The following is a 21,642-nucleotide window of genomic DNA, read 5'->3' on the forward strand; positions in this document are numbered from 1 at the left end:
GTCGTTCCTCCTTTTTCCCAAAAAGTGCGGCCACCGGCCGTCACTTTTCAGGAGCCCTGCGCCCGAAGATCCCGGGAGCTGTTTTTTCTTCGCTTTATCGCCTGCTGCTCCTCCTCTTTCCCACAAAACCAACGGCTTTGCGGGAGCCCTGCGGCCGAAGGATCCAGCTCGTCGGCACAAACAAATTTAAAAAAAAGACCTTTTCCCGCAACCAAAATGATACCCTAAATTCTACGATCAAAAAGCTTTTGTCTCATAAGATGATCGCCGTCAAAATTGTTGGCCGTGACAATATTTAGACCATTAGAAAATATTACCTTCCCATTGATCCGAATTTTTTAATACTGCTGGATCTGCCGTTCCTGTATAGCCTGGTTTTTCTGCTGATTGAAATTTTTTCTGCCAGATAAATGGAAGAAGCCCCTTCTTTGAAGCTTCTTTCTGTTTTTCCTGGATCAGCAATCTTTTGTCCTTCCTTCTACTTCCTGACGGCGGCGACACTGGCTCTATGTATGTATTTTTCGGCCTGCTGCACAGCGATCCCATTCTTTCAATTGCAGGAAGTCTCTGCGGCATGGCCGTGACCGCAAGCACCGCACTTTTGATCGCACAGCTGTGCATTCTTCTGAAAATTAGAAAACGGGGACAAACTGTAAAATAGCCAGCTGCGGTTTGTCCCCGTTCTTTTTATCCCAAGGCAACGTCCAAAATCATCATCACCAAAAACCCTGCCATGACCCCAAGGGTGCCCGCATGGGTATGTTCTCCCAGGTGTGCCTCCGGAATCAGTTCTTCTACCACCACATAGAGCATGGATCCTGCCGCAAAGCTGAGCAGCCACGGCATGGCCGGCCGGATCAGATCCGCCGCCAGCACCACCAGAATGCCAAAGATCGGCTCTACGATCCCGGACAGGCCGCCGTAGAGAAAGGCTTTCACTCTGGAAAAGCCCTCCTGCCGCAGAGGCAGCGAGACCGCCGCCCCCTCAGGGAAATTCTGGATCCCAATTCCCAACGCCAGCGCCGCCGCCCCGACAAAGACGCCCGCCTCTGCCCCGTGCTGAGCCGCCAGCGCAAAGGACAACCCCACCGCCATTCCCTCCGGAATGTTATGAAGGGTCACCGCCGATACCAAAAGGGTGGTCCGTTTCCAGGACGACCGCATTCCCTCCGGCTGGCTTTCGCCCAGGTGCAGGTGAGGCAAAAGTCCGTCCATCACCATCAAAAACGCAATGCCCAGCACCACGCCGCCAGCCGCCGGAATCCAGCCAATACCACCGGCCGCCTGGGTCTCGTCCATGGCGGGAACCAAAAGGCCAAAGACCGACGCCGCCGTCATCACCCCGGCCGCAAACCCCAAAAATACCCGGTGAAAAGTCGTGCTGACCCGGTTCTTGAAAAAAAATACCAGGGACGCGCCCAGCACCGACATCAAAAAGGTAAATCCGGTGCCGCCCGCAGCCCAGATAAGCGCTTCTTTCATAACAAATTCCTCCTTTTTATTTCTTCTTTTCCGTCCGGCAAATACCGCTGTACATACAATAGGCACACGCGTCGTGCTTTCCACTTTGATAAGGATGGGCACCAATTTCTCCGCCCGCAATGGACGCGGCGGCTTTTTTTATGTTCGCATTGGCCATTTCGATCCGCTCCTCAATTTCCTGACGGGTAATCATAGCTGTTTTGCCAGAGGGTAAATAACTTTCCTGCTTTCCGTCCACATTACGGCTATAAGCGCTGATCACTTCTGCATCATTTACAATCCATCCCCGGGGCTGCATCTGCTTGTTCCGTTCCTTGTCCGGATTCTTTCCGGCCTTGCTCTCATCCAAAATAGGATCGTTCATCTGCATATAGACCATAGCTGCGGGAACCGCGCCCGGAATACTCCGACAGACCGCATCGGTATACAACAATGGCTGCAACGTAATGCCATCCTTTACTAATTCAATCTCCAAATTTTTGGCCGAGGATTTATAATCGATTACGCTGACCCATGTTCCATCTTCCGCCGGACAGGTATCTACCCTATCAATCAGCCCCCGAACCCGCGCTATTGTCTGATTTGTCTCACCCTCCACTGTCAAAGCAGGGACAGGACCGCCAGTGCCGATCTTCAGCTCATAGCCATAGGGCCGGAACGCACTGGAACGATAAAATTTTACCACTTCCCACGCCGTCCGAGCAGCAATCCCCTTCATCTGCATGACGATATACTGATAGTACGCCGAAGATTCATACAGCAATTCCGCGTTTTTTTTGGCTTCTTCCTCCACGGCTTCTCCAACCCGGGCAAAACATTCCTCCTGGCTGATGGCGGAAAATTCCGCCTCGCTCTGTTTTAACTCAGTGAAATACCGGTAAAGCGCTGCATGCTGGACACTCCCCATACTCCGGGGTTCTGCTCCGGCATGCTCTCTTTCTCTTAATAGCAGCCCATACGTGAGAAAATAACGAAACGCACAGCCATTATAGGTCTCCAGCTGAGACGCACTGAGCATCAGCGGCCTGCCATAGAGCTTCTCTGTCATTTCCGGTGTCAGCCGTTCCGGCAAAGCCGATGTGATGGCATGATGGAGATGTTCCAGCTTTTGCTTGTATTCTTCCTGCCGGGAAAACCAATGATGCAGTTCTTTTAACGGTCCAGGCAACAGTTCTGCCCGCCCGCCGTATTCCGCTAACGCCGCTGCCAAAAGGTCAAAAGCTCCCGCACAACCTTCGGTACCAGCCAGAAGCTCTCCGTCTAACTGTACCGGCTGTACATCGGACAAAAGTTCCTGCACCCGTTTTAAAATCCCAGAAGGCGCAATGGCCTCCCCTTTTTCATTCATGGTATACCGAAAGAAAAATAGTTTTTCTCTGGGCGCCGCCAGCACCGCATAAATGAGCAATTGTTCTTCCCGGCGTTTGGCCTCCCGCCCGGGAGCAAGTTCAATTCCCATCTTTTTCATCTGCATCCGCTCTGTATCGGACAGCAGGCCTTCCGTCATATGCCCTTTTGGGAAAACGCCTTCATTCATACCCAACACCAGTACAGCTTTTGCTCCGCTGCTGCGAAACCGGTCAATTCGGCTGAAGGTAACACAGTCCAGCGTCTGTGGAATCATTCCAACCTCCACCCCCCCGCAGGCCTCGTGAAACAACTCCGCAAACCCCCGGTAAGACAAAGGGGTATCCTTCATCACCGCAGAAAGCTGCGCCAAAATGGATTCTGCCGCCTGATACACCTGACGGTATTCCTCAGCCTCCTCTTGACGACCCGCCTGCAGCAGCACAGACATTTTTTGTTCCACCCGGCAGTCAAGCCCGCTTTCCCTAATCCAGTCAAGTAAAGCAGTGCTGATTTCGCCGCCAGTTTTTGTGCCGCTGATCTTCTCTTCCATATACCGCACGCCGGACAGCAATACATTCCGGGCATGGTTGATCCGATCTAAATCAAAGTCGCCCCGGCCGGGCATATAGTCCCAAGCCTCCGCGTTCCACATAGCATGGGAAGGCGCCGCCGCCAAGATATAATTTTCCAGTTCGTCTACTTCCAATCGGGGAAGATCCATCAACTCCGCTCCCGCAATGGCCATCACCCGCTCATAGGAATAGCCATAGGCCAGAATATCCAAAATACCGCCAAGCAGACGGATCATAGGCTTTGCCGCAATGCTGCGCCGGACATCCAAAAACACTCGGATTCCCCGCCGCGCAAACACCGCCGGCAGGATTCGATCATAGCCACCCTCATCTCGGGTTAAAACTAAAATATCCCGAAACCGGTACCCCTCTGTCCGGCACAGCCGCAGAACCAGATCCGCCGCCGCCTCGGTCTCCCGGTAACGGGTCTGGGATTCATAAATTCCCACTGCGTCAACACCCTCCGCAGTCTTCGCCCAAGGGGCAAAATAATACCTCCGCAGATACGTCAGCGGTCCCTCCGGCGCCGGCTCATCCAGAATACGCACCGGTTTTTCTTCAATTTCCTCCTGCTCAGCTGTCTCCCGCAGGCGGCGAATTGTATTTGCCACCGGCTGAAACAAGCTTCTATATTCATTCTCACTACTGTAGTCTAATACAACACAAAGATCCATCCGGTGGAGCAATCCTCCAATGGCCCGGTATTCCACTGGGGTAAAAGAACGAAAATACCGGATATACAGCTTTCCTTCAAGAAAATCACAATCCTTAAGCCGAGGGCAAATCAGTGTTAAATTATCTTCTGCATCTGCGCTCTGCTCCTCAATCAATCCATGATAGGTCTCATACAACAGCGCCAGATCCTCCAGTTTATCGGCCAGTTCTTCACTTTCCATCTGGGACGCCGCAAACCGCAAGGTCTGGGGCGAAACCCCATACCTCTTGCACTCGGACACTGTTTCGGCAAGAACCTTGGAAAAGCCCTTCTGCCTTGCATTCCTGCTCATGACTTTTAACTTTCCTTCCAGCAGTTGTAAGGTTCGTGAAGCAATCAGCTGCCTGCCTGCGCCGTCAATATACCGCATCCGCAGCGGCCCCAGCCGATGAAATACCATATTGCACAGCCGGGAAAAACTAATCACCTTTACCCGGGTCTGCGCTGGCAAACCAAATTGCCGAAGTACTTCCTTTTCTGTAAACAGGGAAAACTGTTCCGGTACCAGAATCCAAGACATCTTATTCCGCTCCAGCCGCTGTGCGATTTCCTCATACACCATCTGTGTCTTGCCAGCACCGGATGGTCCAAGCATCAATTCCAGCATAGCAGGCTCCTTTCTCATTCCTTTTCATTCAGTATATCCAAAATTTCCATAATATCTTCCATCACCGCATCTGCTCCTGCAGCCATCAGTTCCGATGCCGAAAAAGATGTGGTAACTGCGGCACACTGCATTCCTGCTCCTTTTGCCGCGGCAATACCGCTGAGTGCGTCCTCAATCACCAGACAACACTTAGGCAGAACACCCAGTCGCTCCCCTGCAAGACGGTACGGCTCCGGATCCGGTTTTTTCTTTGTGACCTCACTGCCGGATAAAATCAGATCAAACTGCTTTGCATCAATTCCCGCTGCCTCCAGTGAAACCAACAATTTCTGCCGCTGGGAACTGCTCACCAGCGCCAGATGCAAACCCCTTTGGCGTAGCTGGGTAATAACTTGCACCGCCGAGGGATATACCTTTAAATCTATTTTAGCATACTTAGCATAAAGTTCATACATCCGTGCCATCATGGCATGGATTTTCTCCTCCTTACCCGCCTGCCTGCCAGGATCCAAAATGAAATGCTCCTCACCCGCACCAATATAAGGCCGGAAAGTTTCATATCCCGCCGGGATCCCTTCTTCCGCCAATGCTTCTGTTGCCGCGCGCATGATCACTGGTTCCGAATCCACCAGCACCCCGTCCATATCAAAAATAACCGCTTCTATCTTTTTCAAAATCCTGCCTCCTCCGTCGAAAGGGCAATTTCCTTTTCGGTCAAATATTCCAAAATTCCACTGTCGCTGGTAAATGCAAACACAATCTTATACGCCGCCAGATGCTGATATCGCCGCGTGCCGTCTTTTTTTGCTCCGTATTTCACATCCCCTGCCAAAGGATACCCCGCAGCTGCAAACCCAGCACGGATCTGGTGAGTCCTGCCAGTCATCAGCTCCGCCTCTACCAGCGCGGGCCGGGACATTCGCAGTACCCGATAGCGAGTCTCATACCGCACCGCATCGGGGTCATCTTCCCTTGCCGGAACCATTTTCCGTCTTTTCTCATCGCGGCAAAGCCAGCCAGAGAGCACTCCCTCCGCCGGTCGGGGCGGCGTCTCGGTCTCGCATAGATAAAATTTTTTTATCTCTCGCCGCCGTATCTTTTCGTTCAGGATCCGCAAACTTTCCGCGTCCTTGGCCCCAATCACCAGCCCCGCCGTGTTCCGGTCGATTCTGTGACAGAGAGAGGGCAAAAACCCATGCTCTTTTGCTGGGTCAAACTCCCCTTTCTTCCAAAGGTAGGCCCGCATATACCCTTCCAGGGAAGGTTCCGCTTCCGCTTGGCAGATAAGCCCCGACGGCTTGTTCAAAATCAGGATATGCGCATCCTCATAAACCGCTGTCACCTCCGGCCGCAATCCCATCCAAAAAGGCTGCTCTAACTCCGGGAACAGGCTATCGCTGATATACAGCTCTGCCACATCCCCCTCCTTAAGCCTTAGATCCGGGGCAGTTATCCGTTTTTGATTTATTTTTACCTTTTTCTTCCGCAGCGATCGGTAAATCTCCCCCCGGGGCACCCCGGGCATCAGCTTTTCCAAAAACCGATCCAGCCGCTGCCCGACATCATTCCGGCCCACCACAAACTTTTTCATCTACTGCTGTCCTCCAAACACCTGGGCGGCAATCTGCACCCCAATTCGAGCGTCACGGGCATAATAATCCGCACCCACGTACTGGATGTATTCTTCATTGAGCACCGCGCCACCAGCCATAATTTTGGCGGTACATCCCGCTTTCCGCAATGCAGTAATGGTATCCCGCATACTGGTTACTGTGGTGGTCATCAAGGCAGAAAGTCCTATCAGCGGCGCGCCACTCTCCATGGCCGCCTGCACCACCTTTTCCACTGGCACGTCCTTACCCAGATCAATCACCCGGTAGCCATAGTTTTGCAGCAGCATTTTGGCGATGTTCTTTCCAATATCATGGATATCACCTTCCACCGTTGCCACTACAATCGTTCCCTTATCCGCACCACCTTCAGGCATAGCGGCCCGAAGCACCTCAAATCCACTTTTAACCGCCTCCGCCGCGCGGATCAGTTGGGGCAGAAACAGCTGCCCCTGTTCATACTGCTCTCCTACCTTATCGAGGGCTGGAATAAACCATTGATCTATAATCTCCATGGGAGCCGTGGTTTCCAAAAGCTTCCGGGTTCCAGCTGCAGTCTCCTCAGCTCTGCCCTCCATAATACTGTCACTTAAGGTGCGCGTTTCCGCCTTAACCACCGGCTTTTCCTCAACCGATGCATTTGCAATATATGCTGCCGCATCCTTATCTTGGGCATTCAGTACCCGAAACGCCCGCACCGTCTGCATGATCTCCTCTGAAAGAGGGTTAACAATAGCCGCATCCAGTCCTGCACCGAAGCCCGCCGCCAAAAACACGCTGTTGAGCACCGGGCGACTGGGCAAACCAAAAGACACATTACTGACACCGAGCACCGTCTTGACCCCCAGTCCCGCCTTGACCAACTGAATAGCCCGCAGTGTCTCCATAACCAACTCCTGCTGGGCTGAGGCGGTCAGCACCAGGCAGTCGATCAAAATATCCTGACGGGGTACTCCGTATTTTTCTGCCTCCCGGACAATCCGCTGCGCAATTTCATACCGCTTCTCCGCTGTCTCCGGAATCCCGGTCTCGTCTAGGGTCAGTCCAACCACCATAGCCCCGTACTTGGCCGCAATGGGCAAAATGGTCTGGAGGCTCTCCGCCTTGCCGCTGACCGAGTTAATAATGGGTTTTCCGTTATACCGCCGTACCGCCTGGGCGATGGCCTCTGGATCGGAGCTGTCGATCTGCAGGGGCAGGTCAGTAACCGCTTGTACCTCCTCCACAGCCCGGCACAAAACCGCTGCCTCATCAATTTCCGGCAGGCCGCAGTTCACATCCAGAATATCCGCACCGTGCTGTTTCTGACTGATGGCCTCGCCAGCAATATAGTCAAAATCCTGCTCTCGCAGTTTCTCTTTCAGCCGTTTTTTCCCGGTGGGGTTGATCCGCTCTCCGATCACGCTGACCCCGCCGTCCAGCACCGCCGTCCGGGTTCCGGAACAAACTGCCGTGATTGGCTTCTGCTTCGGCAGAACACGATCCATACCGTCTATCTTTTTCCGCAAAGCGGAAAGAAACGCAGGGGTAGTGCCACAGCATCCACCAAGCACCGCCGCCCCTTTGGCCGCAAAAGCTGACGTCAAATTCGCAAATTCCTCTGTGGAAATATCATAAACCGTTTTGCCATCCTTCATCTTTGGCAAACCTGCATTAGGTTGTACCATAACTGGAACTCTAGACCATTCAAGAAGGGTTTCCACCACAGGCATTAGCTCCTCCGGCCCCAAAGAACAGTTGACGCCCAGGGCATTCACTCCTAGCCCAGAAAGGGTCAGCGCCGCACATTCCGGACTGCATCCCACAAAAGTGCGGCCGTCCTGCTGATAGGTCATGGTGACAAACACCGGCAGGTCACAGCATTCCTTGGCCGCCAGCACGCCTGCCTTGACCTCTAAAAGGTCTGACATGGTCTCAAACAAAATCAGATCTGCCCCGGCTGCCGCTCCGGCCTCTATCTGCCGCCGGAACATGGCATAGGCGTCCTCAAAGGACAGAGTGCCCATGGGCTTCATCAGCTGTCCCAGCGGGCCGATGTCAAGAGCCGTGTATTTTGCCCCGCTCTCTTTGGCCAGCCTTACCCCGGCCGCAATCACTTCTTCCGGCGTATAGCCGCTTCCGGCCAGCTTCAGCTCTCCTGCCTGAAAGGTATTGGAAGTCACCACGTCGCATCCGGCCGCCACGTAGTCCTTATGAATTCCAAGCACAATCTCCGGATGGGTCAGGTTATAAATCTCCGGCAGTCCCCCCGCTGGAAGCCCCGCCGCCTGGAGCATGGTTCCCATGGCTCCGTCAAACAATAATATTTTTTCTGCAAGCGCTTTTCTAACGTCCACAGTAGGTCCCCTCCTTCCGAAATTTGCACCGGCCGCGCATGGAGCAGACCGCACAGCGGCTGCCCTTCTTTTTCAACCCCGGCCGCAGGCTAAACCCTATCAGCGCCGTCACCGACTTCCGCGGGATCATCAACTGGTTTTCGGTCACAGTCAGCCCGATCTGTCGCCCAGTATCCAAAATTCTGCTGATGCTCTCCTGCACCGACAAGGGAAAATCCCCATACCCGGGACTGTACCGGGATGTGAGCCCGCAGCCCTCGGCCGCCGCCAGCGCCCCAATCTCCGCTTCCGCCATATCGCAGACCTTTTCGATCATGTCTGCGGCACAGGCGTCCAAAATCACCGCCCGGGTCATGGATTCCGCTTCGCTGATCCGGATGAGGTTGTCCGCCTCAATCCCCAAGGTGGCCGCCATAACCGCACACTTGCGGCTCCCCCGCAGATGCTCATAAATATCCCGGCCCAAAAGCCGAAGATCGCACTGTGGCAGGACAATCTCTTCCTTTTCCAAATCCTGCCGCACCTCAAAAATACGGTAGCAATACCGGGGCTTTGCCGTCTCAAGCAGTTCCTGCATACAGCCATCCAGCTCCTTTTGGGTGCGGTTGTCTATCATCTGTCCCCGGTATCCCAAATACCGCAGAATCTCCTGTCTGTCAAGAGTAATATCCATAAATCGATCCTTTCTTTCGGACATGCCGTTTTTCAGAAAATAACTGGTTTCATTATATGTTATCTCCGCTCGTTTGTCAAACCCCTTCCGTCCTGCCGCAGACATACTATAACTATTGCCTTCCAAACGAAATTTGTCTGACAGAGAATTCCTTCTTTCTCTGCTACAGTAAGTTGGATTAGTTTGGATTAAAAATTATTTTCCGGAAAACACTTGAAATTTAATCTCTGTTGTGCTATACTTTAACAGTTGCCATACAGGCAGAAAAAAACGCCGTTTCAGGCCGGGTTCAGCCGCCTGCAAACAACGCTGTTTTCAAAATTTCATATTTGGAGTGGTATCGAAGTGGTCATAACGGGACTGACTCGAAATCCAGTGATGTATTAAGAACATTTATCGGCTGAACACCGCATAAATAAAGGGTTTTTTGAAAAATTTAATATTGCTATTTTCGCAGTTCCCTCAAAAAGTTCCCTCATTTTTACGAGCTTTTTCAAACTGCTAAAATATATAAGGACGGGTATCGAAGTGGTCATAACGGGGCTGACTCGAAATCAGTTTGTCGGTAACTCCGGCACGTGGGTTCGAATCCCACCCCGTCCGCCAATTACAAGGTTTTTGCCCAGAGCAAAAACCTTGTTTTTTTATGAGTTCCCTCAAAAAGTTCCCTCACGGACACCCTGCAAGGCTTACGGCTCCTGATAATGCGCTGAGCGACGATACCTTCGATGTTGCATCAAGATGTGAGTATGTATTCGCTGTCGTTGAAAAATCACTATGACCAAGCCATACTTGAATATCTTTCAGAGTTATTCCGTCGTACTTGCCCTTGTTCAATAGAAGCGACGCACAAGTATGTCTTAAATCGTGAAAACGAATCACACGCATATTATTCTTCTCTAAAAGCCGTTTCCACGCCGGTGTAATATAATCTGGTAATATCAACCCTCCAAGCTCATCTACCATTACATAATCAAGCCATTTTTTATCGTATGACCGCTTAAACTTCTTTTGATACATCTCCTGCTGTTTTTTTATTTCAAGCAGTCTGTCCTTTAAGTCCGTATTGAGCGGCAAAGCTCTTAAACTTGATTTTGTTTTTGCCCTGTCTTTTGCAACAATAGTCTTTTTGCCGTCAATATTCGGCGTAGTAACCGTGTGATTAACATAGAAAACATTGTTGTCAAAGTCTATTGCAGACCAGCGAAGTCCCACGATTTCACTTCTGCGAAGTCCGTAAAAGCCTCCGAAAATTACAGGCAATTCCAATTTTGTGTTCTTTGTCAGTCTTATTGCCTCGCTCAATTCGCTGCTGTTATAAAACTTTCCGACAAATTGATTCTTCTCCGGCTTGTCAACTTCTTCAATGGGATTTTCTTTAATATATCCCATTTTCCTCGCATAGCACAACGCAAGTCTTATAATTGCGTGATAATGAATTACCGTATTTGCCGTTACACGCTCAAGCTGAACATCATAAAAATCTTGAATATCCTCGGCGGTAAGTTCGCCGAGTGTTATTCCTTTTTCCTCGAAATAAGGAGCTATCGGATTATTTATGTTTCCAACATAAGCTGAATAAGTTGTCGCTTCGATTTTCTTTTTCCTTTTGAGCGTTAAAGGCACATATTTTTTCAGATAATCCGAAAACAATAAAAACTGCACTTGGTCTTTCGGAAAATCATCTAAACTCATATCCTCTGCCACTTTTGTCGAAATAACGCTTTTAACATTTACTACGGCGGCATCTCCTGTGTTCTCAATCTGTATTTTTTGATTTACACAAAGATTAACCTTCTCGCCTTTGCTTATCGGTATTTCAAACTCACATAAAACCTGTTTGAGAATTGCCTCTGCTTTTTTCTTATTGCCACGCACGGGGAGTTTTGTCGGAAACCACTTCTGCTTCCTTTCCTCGTTTTCTCCATAATAGTTTATGACTGCATAGTATAGTCCTTTTTTCTCTCGTATAGTTCCTGTTACATTTTTACTCAATTTTTAGACCTCCTTTGTTTTTTGAGAGAAAAAACAAACACCTATCATTGACATTACTATTATATCAACAATAGGTACCAAACGCAAAAAATCACGATGTTGTTTTATTTTTTCTCATCAAGAAATCAACTACACTGATTTTTGTTATACAATACTCTCGACCGACTTTTATACTTTCGATTTTGTTTTCACGAAGTAATTTATATCCTGTTTTTGCACTTATACCGCCGAGAACTTCGCACATATCTTTAATTTTCAGCACATCTGGATAATTTTTCAGCATATTCATATATTCCTTGCGTTTTACTGTTTCGGGCAGCATAGCGATAACCTCCTTCATAAAATCATTGCTTTAATATCACAAATTAAAGCACTTATAAAATGCCTTAATTTCTAATATCAAAGTTAAGCCGTACCCGTCCCGAAAGACGGGTACAACTTATTTTCTTTGTTTTGAAGCAATTTCAGACGGTGTTTTGCAAGAACACGCCATAGGAATTTCACCTCTCCGCTTTTCTAGCCGAGCTGCCCCCATTGCCTGCGACGGCGTTCACAATTCGCCTTTAGGCTCGTTTTGCCTGTCGGCAAAAGCATCGCTTATCGGCGATTGCTCTCTTTTCCCACAAAAGCTATGCTTTTGTGGGAGCCCTGAATTGTTATCCGCTCGGACTGTGGCTGGGCAGAAGTATCATTGTCCCGATATAAAGTCATCGCCTGCAAGGTAGCTGCCTTGCTCTGCGGCATTGATATTTCTCGCTCGGATAATTTTTCATCATTGAAAGAAGGATGAAGTAGAAGCAAAAACTATCGTCTTGGCGTATCTGCCGCTTGGCTCGTCCATACCGGAATGTATCTGTTTGCCGTTATACTGCACCGCCGTTATCTTGCGTGCTTTCTTTGTAAAAAATTATATTGCGGTTTTTGGCATTGAAAACTTATTGATGATGTTGCTCACAATGTTTTTCTCCGGTTGGTCGAGAGTGTCTATAATTTCAGTAAGCACTCTTTCTTCATCATAGGATAAATACCGGAAAACTCTGTTGTGATAATCCTCCATCAAGAATATTCCGCCGTTTACACCGCTTTTTGCACGGATGGGAGCGTAACGACCTAAAAAGGTAATATCGTTATATACCGTGTTTTTATGTACGGAATACCTTTTTGATAATTCGGACAAAGTCACTTTTTTTGAACTTATTATAAAAAATAGGATTTCTATCCGTCTTTCAAAGGTAGACAATTTACCCGTCACAGCCGTTACACCTCCTTCCGAAATTCATTGTAGCACCTAATGTCACAAGCCCATTGTAACTTTCAAAAAATATTTTCATAAAATCGCCCTTTCGTGTAAATTTCGTTAAAATTGCACAAAAGAGCGTGGCGGAGCTCGGCTATGTTTAACAAGGCATAGAAAATAAAAACAGTCAAACTTGCCCGTTTGAAAAACACGGGTAAATTTGGCTGTACGGTCAGCGTGTTTAATATGTCCGTCGTGATAGTCGTCCGATTGTTTAGGAGCTTTTCTTTTTGTTCGGTGTGTTCTGCGTCCTCGTCGTATGCTATGCACGGTAATAATCTTATTGCCTGTCATAATCTCACTCCAAACCGCACGGCATATCCCAACGAATATGTCTTGCGGGCAGGTATGCCACGCCAAAATTATGTATATGTAGTTTTGAATGTCATATGATTTGTTTTCAAATGCTGCATCGCAGACACCACTTTCTACTTATTTTGATAAAATATATTGAGATAGTATATAATGCTGTAAAAATCGACAAAAATAAATCCGACAAGTTCTAACCATGCCGGATATAATGTAATCTGGATTTGTATTTACAGCGTATTTTTATTTGTATTTTTGCACTCTCCGTTTATTATAAAATGAAACTGTTATTTGTTAAAAGTCATAAAACTTATTTAATATTCATGTTATATCATATCCGGAGTGAAAAAGCTGTCGAAATATAACCATAATTGAAAAGGCAGTTGTTTTTCAATGTCTTCTTGCTGATTTAGAGTGAATATTGCAAGTTACTTAACCTCATGTCCGTGGTAAAACTCCACTTTGAAAGCAACGATTTTATACTTTTACGCTGTTCATAAACGCCCAAATTACCTCTCACAGCCTTTGCCATCATTTCCTATCATTATAATACAGGGCAAAGGTATCAAGCTTTCATAACTTTGGAAAGTTTAGAATTTTCTCGTTTTTGTTTTTCCAATCAAATAATTCAAAAAATTTAATTGGTTGCAGTAATATATAACAAGAAAGGCTTTGTTTCATAATCACAGTATGGATTTCTTTTGCTTCTAAAGAAAAAGGGTGACCGACCACCGTCAATCACCCTGTAATACAACATTTGAAGATTTTAACCACATTCTGATTTTCACAACAGTTTTCGCTATCCCCATAGTCTTCACTGTCAAACACCTAAGGCTTAGGCAAACGAGACCCGAACCCGTATTGGTTTAACACAGAGATTTTCGCCGTTATTGCGTCAACCACCTTGAAAATACGGCAAGCCTGTCAAATCCAACAAGATGAAAGATTGCAAAAACATCCATCATCAGGCAATGCGTGTTCGAGTCTCGTTTGCCTATTCTTTTCAGATAAAACAAAATTCATCAATCGTAAATTATGCACCCTGTGACCTTATAATTAAAATAGATTATTGCCACACGAACCTTATCGGTGTCATCCAATCCGACAATGTTCATTAAATCCTCTTTGTTACCGGTCTTTACAATCTGCCTGCTATTATTATATACCACATAATTTGCTTGTGATAAATCAAAGAACATAAATGAACCGTCAACATTCATCCTTAATGTATTTTCGTTAAGAACAAGAGGATTGCCGAGAAATGTTCTGAATCTTACAGAAGTATCACTTGCCTTTGCTTCTGCTGATTGATCATAAATCAATTTTGCAGCGGCGATTTTTCCGTCCGAACCAAGCTCGAATTTTACCAGATCTCCAGGTTCATATTCATTTGATAAGTTATCAGATAAAAATGCTGTTTTGAAATTCCCGTCATTCCAATATGTGTACTGCTTCCTGGTTTCTCCATCATTATCCAAGGCGCTTAAAACATCAGATATCACCGCATACTGACTATCCTCGCGTAATGTTCTGTCTATATCACTATATACTACAATCGCCTCCGGAATTCCATTTTTTGATATGTTATAAACATCATAGTTATACGCTATCTGTTGGAACCAGCTTGTGCTAATCACCTTAAAATCTTCATCATCGTAACCTGCCTTTTCAGATGACAAACCTATGTCTGACGGGACCAGAAAAACTTTTGTTGTACTGTCTAATATATATTTATGTGTTTCAAAGCCGCAACTCGGATTGTAAGATACATTTTCTCTGTTATAGAACTTAACATTTCTGTTATCGTCATTCAGCTCACCGGAGAACCACAGAGAAGTATCAGAAACAGCTGTATCGATTCCGGCAATTTGATTCGTGCTGTTCAGCTTAAATCGCAAAAGCTGCCGTTTGACTCCAATATCTTTAAGCAATGCATCCTTTGCTATATCCTTTTTGAGTCTTTCACCATCTAATGTCACTTTGTCAGCCAGGTCAAATATGTTAATTGTACCATCTGACTGCAGTATTTTGCACTTAAATTCATCATTCATAGAACTGCTTTTTTGGCTTATATTGATTAAATAACCCCAATCATAAGCACCATATGACAAATTTGTCTCAAAATCAACAATCAAATTACGATTATTCAAATAAAACTTATACTGTGTTCCGACAGCCAATACATTTTTGTTTTTTTCTACAAATCCGTCAGCAGGCTTATACTTTATTTCATTTACTGTCATGTATTCGTCAGAAAGCTCTTGTAAAGTACCGCTTACCGTATTCTTGCTGACAATAATATTGTAAAAAAGCTTATCCTCGGATTCTGTATACTGAATTAACATACCGTTATCAATATCAGTTATCACACATGGCGTATAATCATTACCATCAAACGCCTGTAACATTACATATGCTTCGCCGGATGAATTGATTACACTCTTGCGCTCATAGTCAAATATCGCATTATCTTTCACTGATGACGCATTTGATATAAGATAATTATATTTATCAACCTTCAAAACATCGTAAACATTATCGCGGTCATTATCTATAAGAGTAACGGTTCCGCAAGCATAATTGAAATCATTTTTATCAAATGCTTTTGTCACACCATTATATATGTATGAATACGATTTGCTAAGGTTATAAGAGCGCTTCTTGCCATTTTCCGTCATATAACTGATTTTGAAATCATCATACTCCGGTTTATCTTCCTCGGTTAAAGATATTATCTTATTATTATATTCATAAATGTATAAAAGTTCGTTATCGGTATTGACAAATGCCTTTACATTTTCCCCTATAAAATCAAGCGACCTTCTATCCGGATCATCGTACAGATAACCGTCAATTTCTGTCTTAAAGTCATCTAAAGTACCGGTAAGGGAATTTATATCCGTTATGGTGTTTCTTGTAACAATCCCTTCTACAGGTACTACTTTATAATAAATTTCAAACAGAGTTTTTCCGGAACTTTGATATTGAACCTCGCTATCTTGTATCGACACAATTTGCAAACAGTCCGCAGTCATCATATTGTATATAAGACGTTTTGCCGTCGCAGATGTTACCAAAACCGAGTCATTTGATTTAATACCATCGTCAAGGCCGATGTTTGCAGCCAATGTGATTGGATTTCCAAAACCAATTTTGTCAGCTGACACATAAAGATATCCCAAAGCGCGCTCCGCAAAAATATAAGCCTCTGTCATAGTTATCGGTTCATTTCCGTTAAACCTGTTGTCACCGGCTCCTTTTATAACCCCAAGTCCCTTCAGATAAGCTGCCTCTCTTGCTCCGTCATCATAATAATGCAAATCCTCAAAGGGATCCGAATCTATGGCATAGTCACTTGTATATCCCAAAAACATAGAAAGTGTTTTTATAAACTCTACTCTCGAAAGCTGCGCAGCATTCTTGACCTTTACATTATTGTATCCGAAATCATCCAATATCTGAACATATTCATCATTATTTTCGATTTCTGCTGCCTTAACGCTTATCGGAGCATAAAACACGGTAAAACAAATTGCAAGTGATAAAATTGTGGAAATTATTTTTTTCATTCTCTCTCCTCCAAGCCTCAGTTTATCTCACGATACACTCTGTAAAGCAGAACTGCAGCCTCCGCCCTTGTAAGATTATTCTGCGGCAAAAATCGTCCGTCCTCAAATCCCGCAATCACTTTTTCATTTCCCAAAACCGAAACCGCCTCTTTTGCATAATCTGAAACCCTATCATCATCCGCAAACGACTTAGTCCCGCTGATATTTATTCCTTTAACATTGTATGCACGGTAGAGAATTACTGCCGCATCCTCTCTCGTTATATCATTTTCGGGATAGAATCTTCCATCGGCTCCGCTGACAACGCCATTTGATGAAAGTGCATATACAAACGGCGCATACCACGAGTCATCTGCAACATCGGCAAATTTTCCGCTTCTGTTTTCAAAATTGAAAATTTTACATATCAGCTTTGAAAACTCCGCGCGGGTTATGTTGCTTCCGGGTTCATACAAATCGTCTGTTTTTCCGGATATAATACCTTTCTTATTCAATTCATAAACGCTTTCTTCCGCCCAATCGTATGCACCCATATCAGAAAATTTCTTCCGGTCATCCGTATTCCGGTCCGGGTCAACAACATCGGTTGCATTATTGTAAGATTTATCAATTACATAACCGCCGCCTTTTCCGCCTCCGCCATTTCCGCCGGAAGGTCTTGTCGAACCGCCCTGGTTACCTGCCCCCTCAACGGTTTTAAGGCTGTTTTTGAACTTATCAACAATATCATCCGCATTGACCGCGCCGGAAAGATATTTAATCATTTCTGCACATACTTTTTCTATCTTTGAATCATCATATGCAGACAAATCAAACGAATGTGCCGACTCATATTTTTTTATTACTGCAGCATATTTTTTCAAATTATCCGAAAGCTGAGTCCAATGTTCTGAAGAAACACATTTCGCAACTGCCTCAAACTCCTCTGCCGCATCCTCAAAAGAGCGCTTTGTGAAATTTGTCTTTCCAAGCAAAGAAAGGAAAGTACCTCTTTCTTTTTCCGTCATAGCTTTTATTAAGCTTTGGATATTCGTCCCAAATATTTTTTCATTGTCTTCTATAATTTGCTTTACCTCTTCATTGTTTTTTGCATTATTTAAGGATTCTAAAGCATTGGCCTTTTTTAGTTTAGCATCAAAGTCCTTCGCATCGTCAAAAGGAATAAATGTATAAAGTATAGCTGCTGCCTTCTGCGATACAGGATTTTGCGCATATCCCATTTTACCATAGTTATCATTTATGATGGAATACAAGTCATTTCCATCCGCCGCCGCAGAAAACTTCTCTTTTGCAATGCTGTTTCGCTCCGTTATATCAACAAAAACAAATTCACCCGCAAGGTCATTATCAACATAAACTGCATATACAACAGAATTTTTAAGGTTCTTTCCGATATTAAAAGTTTTTGAATTTTCATTTTCAAATTCATACTGCCTGATATATATCGGCATATTCCCGGACGAAACTATCGGATCGTCCTTTTGAATTACATATATATTCTTTATTCCGTCAAGTCGGCCGTTTACAGTTACATCAAATGAGTTTTCATCATATGACACAGAGTATTCCGCACACACTGTCATGGTGATGACAATCAAGAATACAATAAACTGAACTATCTTTTTCATCTGACTCTCCTTTTCTTCATGCATACCGCGGTATTGTGCCGCGGTATGCTGCGCGTTTCGCCTTTAATCTTGCTTCTTGTAATCAGTTAATACTGTCCGTTAACGGTTTGATATCCGTCATATCCCAGAGGAATATTCCATCCGGTTCATTCCCGATAATGTATCCTGAATAAATTCCGTTGCTGCCGAGCTTTTCCAGGGTTACGGAATTCAATTCATTTCCCGTACGGTAACACTTTATAAGTCTGACATTGTTCAAATCGGTGTCTTTCCACAGAGAAATAGAAAGCTTTTTAACAGGCGCCGCTGCAGCGGTGCCGGGCGTCAGCGCGGATATATCCGCCAAAGCAACGCTGTCGGGCTGATAAATCGAGAAATCGGTTATATAAAGGTCTTTGAATGTTTCGTTTTTGTCATTTTCGCCTGCCGATTCACCTCTCTGCCAAATTCTTGAATATCCAAACTCCTTTTTATTGTTGACTCCGTTTATTGCGACATCTTTCGCCGCAGGACTTCCGTTTATATAAACATCATAGGTCCAATTTTTCATATCTACAATAGCGGCAACGGTGAATTCCGTGTTGTCACTCACCTTTACATCCGTATCAATTTTGTCAAACCACGGGCTTATCTGAATTCTTTTGTCCGGCATTACAGAAACGAGTTCTTCACCGTTGTAAGACATAAGCGTATTGGAGTTAAGTTCATCCCATGACTTTTTGTAAGGTAAAGCGTTGTATATATAGCTTCCCTGAATAACAAGTTTTTTGTCAGGATCTACAGTTTGTTCATTTTTATTAAATGAAATATACGCTTCGCGGAACTTATTACGAATCCTAAGAGCCGCCTTTTGAGCGTCAATTTCTTCTACCGTAAGAGTGCTTCCGTCATCCTGGCTGAGTACATAATCATTCATCCAACCAAAATCCGTACCGGTATACAACTCACTTACCGATTTGACATTTTCTAACCGTGTGCTATTTGAGGTAGTTGCATTCACCGGAAATTCTATCTTATCTAAATTGGAATCTGTCAGCATTTTACTGAAATTCGGGTGTGTAATAAGGGTAGTGTTTACAGTTGAATCCGTTCTTTCCATTTTGTTAACTACCGGAACAGCATCAAATTCAAAAACATTTCCCGCTGTTACTTCATAAACCTTTGTTCCCTCTGTTACAAATTCTTCGTCCTTAAGAATTTTTCCACCCTTTTGCATTAAAACCGTTGATGTGCTTGCGGCATTAAGAGTATTTTTAACTTCGTTAACCGTTACCGGATTGTTACCGTTGAAATACACCTTGCCGTCAGACGCATAATCAGCGTTAAATGACGGTTTCTTTATATCAACCGTATCGTCTGCTGAATACCTTGTAACACGCACATTATCCAAATAGATGTCGCAGCTACCAACCTCTTCGTAATTATTCGCCGTTGGGCGCAAAAAATATACTATTCTATTATAGTCGTCATTCGGCGAATCTGTACTTGCCGGCAATGCACCCCAAAGATAATATATATCTCCTTTCTTTTCTCCGTCAATGTATACAGACACTTCATTTTTTTGGTTATTTGCCAACTCATTTGAAGCAAATTTGTTATTAAATAAATATGTTATATTATATACTCTGCCGGCTTCCCAATCGGATATTGCTGACGCTCCATTGTTCGCATAAATCTTGCCGTCTGCATTGAATTTAAGCATGAGCATCCAACTGTTAAGCGGACTGACATCAACGGTAATGCCATCTTTTTTAGACAGCATTATCTGATATTCAACGGTAATAACATCACCTTTTTCAAATATATTCCCCAGACTGGTAATATTATTATTTCTTACTCGGATATTGTCATAAAAATCGCTTTTATTTATCACCGATTTATAAATATCTTTGTTAACCGAAATTTTTAGTCCTTTGCCAACTATATCATCCGAAACCAATGAAGTAAAACCGGGAATTTTGCTTAAATCACGAGACTCATAATTTCCGCCTTTCCCTATAAAAGCATCCCAGCCTGTCAGGTCGGTAATGTCAAATGTTTCGTTTACCAGTTCAGTTCCCGCGGCAAAGCCGGTTATTCCGAAACAACCAATCAACATAACTAACAATAGACACACAGCGCAAATTTTTTTCATAAAACATCTTCCTCTCATGTTATATTTTTAATATTGAATAACCTTTGAGTAAGCCGCTATGCTGTCAAATCCCTTAATAAGCCAAACATCTGTTTTATCACAATTTTCCAAAAGACTTTGCGTTATTGAAACGGGAACCTCTGCCCCCGGCGGAGCAGAGCACTCTGCAGCTGTAACAGCAATCATTGCACCGCTGCTGTCATACATGGCAAGCAGCAACACGGCGGTTTCGTATGACCGGGAATTATTCCGCAAGCTTGCCGTAAATTCCACATTCCCATCACCTTTATCGAGATTAGAATTCACAAGCGTTAAGTGCGGTATAACCTTAAAGGCATACACGCCCGATTTTGTTACCTCCCACAAACCATCAACCTTAGAAATCTTTTCTTCATCACCCACCGGCCGATCCTGTTCATCCTTAATAATCAATGTACTGTCAGATGAAAGAGTAGCGCTTAGCCGCTCTCTTAAATCAGCCGCCGTCTTTACTTCATTCATTTTATAGAATATATTTGTACCGGAAACATACTCCGCATTAACAGACGGCTTTTGAATCACAACATCATCACTTGTGCCATATAACTCGACCGATATGTTATCAAGATAAACATTACACGGAACAATACTGTCATAGTCTGTGTTTGCACTGACTGTGGCCTGACAGTAAAGCCGGTCATCGGTTGTTGAATTTGCATCAGCGGTTGTCACCTGCTCCGCCGCCAAATCGCCGTTTATGTATAAATCGTATTTACCGCTTCCACATACATATACAGCTGCGATATTATACCAAATATTCGGCTCCCAAGTTCCGACTGCGCCATCCTGGCTTTTAAGTGTACCGTCCGGCTCAAATACGGCAAAACGCTGATTGCCTTTGTAGCCGCAAAGCGTAAACTGCATTGAATCAAATGCCGAAAACATAATCTGCCACTTATATACCACTGCGTTTCCCGCTTGCGCGGCAGCTCCGTCCTTAGCATAATTAACGGCACCGCCAAGTGATTTCTGAAGCCTTACATTATTGGTGTCCGCACTTCCGCTTGACTCGGTAAAGAACTTCATATTCTTTGTATTCATGCTGAAAGTCAGACATCTGTTATCAACTGTTCCACCTGCTTTGGCGGGGTATTCAGACATGTAGAGCATGTCCGGGAAATACCTGCTTGGCATTACTTTGTAGCTTTTTCCGTTTACCATCTCCCAATCCAAAGCGTAATTGGGATCATTATAGTTTTCTGAAAAAATCACTGAGTTTTCCGCAAGCGCTATCGTTTGCATTGAAAGAATCATGGCAATCATTATAGAGAATGCTATCACTTTTTTCACAAACTCACTTCCGTTTCCTATTTTATCGTGGTACAT

16 protein-coding genes and 1 tRNA gene are annotated in these 21,642 nt (G+C 45.0%); 2 read left to right on the forward strand and 15 right to left on the reverse strand.

All coding sequences use genetic code 11. From position 1 onward, the window contains the following. On the forward strand, positions 1-299 hold a 299-nt coding region (locus INF28_RS09360), incomplete at its 5' end, for a hypothetical protein (RefSeq protein ID WP_226393210.1). A 4-nt stretch (positions 300-303) separates the two neighbouring features. On the opposite strand, the gene INF28_RS09365 is transcribed toward INF28_RS09360, so the two are convergent. The 7 genes from INF28_RS09365 to INF28_RS09395 form a co-directional block, all read right to left on the reverse strand. Next, positions 304-621: a hypothetical protein gene (locus tag INF28_RS09365; RefSeq protein WP_226393211.1), complete on the reverse strand. Its 318-nt coding sequence runs from the start codon at positions 619-621 to the stop codon at positions 304-306. 66 nt (positions 622-687) lie between these two features. Then, the gene (locus INF28_RS09370) at positions 688-1,482 is read right to left on the reverse strand and encodes a ZIP family metal transporter (RefSeq protein ID WP_226393248.1); all 795 of its coding nucleotides are present in this window, start codon (positions 1,480-1,482) and stop codon (positions 688-690) included. 16 nt (positions 1,483-1,498) lie between these two features. Then, entirely contained in the window at positions 1,499-4,726 is a 3,228-nt protein-coding gene (locus tag INF28_RS09375) for a PD-(D/E)XK nuclease family protein (RefSeq protein WP_226393212.1), read from the reverse strand. A gap of 14 nt (positions 4,727-4,740) precedes the next feature. Then, positions 4,741-5,400, reverse strand: coding sequence for an HAD family hydrolase (locus INF28_RS09380; protein ID WP_226393213.1), 660 nt, complete (start codon positions 5,398-5,400; stop codon positions 4,741-4,743). Next, positions 5,397-6,317 (reverse strand): RluA family pseudouridine synthase, encoded by a 921-nt coding sequence (locus tag INF28_RS09385; protein ID WP_226393214.1) that lies wholly within the window; start codon positions 6,315-6,317, stop codon positions 5,397-5,399. Before INF28_RS09385 ends, INF28_RS09380 begins: the two co-directional genes overlap by 4 nt. Beyond that, positions 6,318-8,672 (reverse strand): homocysteine S-methyltransferase family protein, encoded by a 2,355-nt coding sequence (locus INF28_RS09390; protein ID WP_226393215.1) that lies wholly within the window; start codon positions 8,670-8,672, stop codon positions 6,318-6,320. It lies immediately after the preceding gene. Beyond that, positions 8,662-9,471, reverse strand: a complete 810-nt coding sequence (locus INF28_RS09395; RefSeq protein WP_226393216.1) for a vitamin B12 dependent-methionine synthase activation domain-containing protein — start codon at positions 9,469-9,471, stop codon at positions 8,662-8,664. The genes INF28_RS09390 and INF28_RS09395 overlap by 11 nt, the downstream gene beginning before the upstream one ends. A 388-nt stretch (positions 9,472-9,859) precedes the next feature. Here INF28_RS09395 and INF28_RS09400 point away from each other — a divergent pair. Further along, a tRNA-Ser gene (locus INF28_RS09400) sits at positions 9,860-9,951 on the forward strand. A 63-nt stretch (positions 9,952-10,014) separates the two neighbouring features. Here INF28_RS09400 and INF28_RS09405 read toward each other — a convergent pair. The 8 genes from INF28_RS09405 to INF28_RS09440 form a co-directional block, all read right to left on the reverse strand. After that, positions 10,015-11,340, reverse strand: a complete 1,326-nt coding sequence (locus INF28_RS09405) for a tyrosine-type recombinase/integrase (RefSeq protein WP_226393217.1) — start codon at positions 11,338-11,340, stop codon at positions 10,015-10,017. A gap of 91 nt (positions 11,341-11,431) precedes the next feature. After that, entirely contained in the window at positions 11,432-11,662 is a 231-nt protein-coding gene (locus tag INF28_RS09410) for a helix-turn-helix domain-containing protein (protein ID WP_226393218.1), read from the reverse strand. 275 nt (positions 11,663-11,937) lie between these two features. Further along, positions 11,938-12,084, reverse strand: a complete 147-nt coding sequence (locus tag INF28_RS09415) for a hypothetical protein (protein ID WP_226393219.1) — start codon at positions 12,082-12,084, stop codon at positions 11,938-11,940. A gap of 163 nt (positions 12,085-12,247) precedes the next feature. Beyond that, complete coding sequence (locus INF28_RS09420; RefSeq protein WP_226393220.1) at positions 12,248-12,592, reverse strand: HTH domain-containing protein; 345 nt, start codon at positions 12,590-12,592, stop codon at positions 12,248-12,250. 1,376 nt (positions 12,593-13,968) lie between these two features. Next, complete coding sequence (locus INF28_RS09425) at positions 13,969-16,515, reverse strand: hypothetical protein (RefSeq protein ID WP_226393221.1); 2,547 nt, start codon at positions 16,513-16,515, stop codon at positions 13,969-13,971. Between the two features lie 17 nt (positions 16,516-16,532). Then, complete coding sequence (locus INF28_RS09430) at positions 16,533-18,143, reverse strand: S-layer homology domain-containing protein (protein ID WP_226393222.1); 1,611 nt, start codon at positions 18,141-18,143, stop codon at positions 16,533-16,535. 82 nt (positions 18,144-18,225) lie between these two features. Beyond that, positions 18,226-20,277, reverse strand: coding sequence for a hypothetical protein (locus INF28_RS09435; RefSeq protein ID WP_226393223.1), 2,052 nt, complete (start codon positions 20,275-20,277; stop codon positions 18,226-18,228). Positions 20,278-20,304: 27 nt separating this feature from the next. Continuing rightward, complete coding sequence (locus tag INF28_RS09440) at positions 20,305-21,642, reverse strand: LamG domain-containing protein (protein WP_226393224.1); 1,338 nt, start codon at positions 21,640-21,642, stop codon at positions 20,305-20,307.

Source organism: Ructibacterium gallinarum (assembly GCF_014982785.1).
In the GTDB taxonomy this organism is placed as follows: Bacteria; Bacillota; Clostridia; order Monoglobales; family Monoglobaceae; genus Ructibacterium; species Ructibacterium gallinarum.

Excerpts from the sequence above, each read along its gene's own strand:
- INF28_RS09375 (WP_226393212.1), bottom strand. The coding sequence starts at position 4,726 with ATGCTGGAATTGATGCTTGGACCATCCGGTGCTGGCAAGACACAGATG.
- INF28_RS09365 (WP_226393211.1), bottom strand. The coding sequence starts at position 621 with ATGCACAGCTGTGCGATCAAAAGTGCGGTGCTTGCGGTCACGGCCATG.
- INF28_RS09440 (WP_226393224.1), bottom strand. The coding sequence starts at position 21,642 with ATGTACCACGATAAAATAGGAAACGGAAGTGAGTTTGTGAAAAAAGTG.
- INF28_RS09430 (WP_226393222.1), bottom strand. The coding sequence starts at position 18,143 with ATGAAAAAGATAGTTCAGTTTATTGTATTCTTGATTGTCATCACCATG.
- INF28_RS09415 (WP_226393219.1), bottom strand. The coding sequence starts at position 12,084 with ATGCCGCAGAGCAAGGCAGCTACCTTGCAGGCGATGACTTTATATCGG.
- INF28_RS09435 (WP_226393223.1), bottom strand. The coding sequence starts at position 20,277 with ATGAAAAAAATTTGCGCTGTGTGTCTATTGTTAGTTATGTTGATTGGT.
- INF28_RS09385 (WP_226393214.1), bottom strand. The coding sequence starts at position 6,317 with ATGAAAAAGTTTGTGGTGGGCCGGAATGATGTCGGGCAGCGGCTGGAT.
- INF28_RS09370 (WP_226393248.1), bottom strand. The coding sequence starts at position 1,482 with ATGAAAGAAGCGCTTATCTGGGCTGCGGGCGGCACCGGATTTACCTTT.
- INF28_RS09425 (WP_226393221.1), bottom strand. The coding sequence starts at position 16,515 with ATGAAAAAAATAATTTCCACAATTTTATCACTTGCAATTTGTTTTACC.
- INF28_RS09410 (WP_226393218.1), bottom strand. The coding sequence starts at position 11,662 with ATGCTGCCCGAAACAGTAAAACGCAAGGAATATATGAATATGCTGAAA.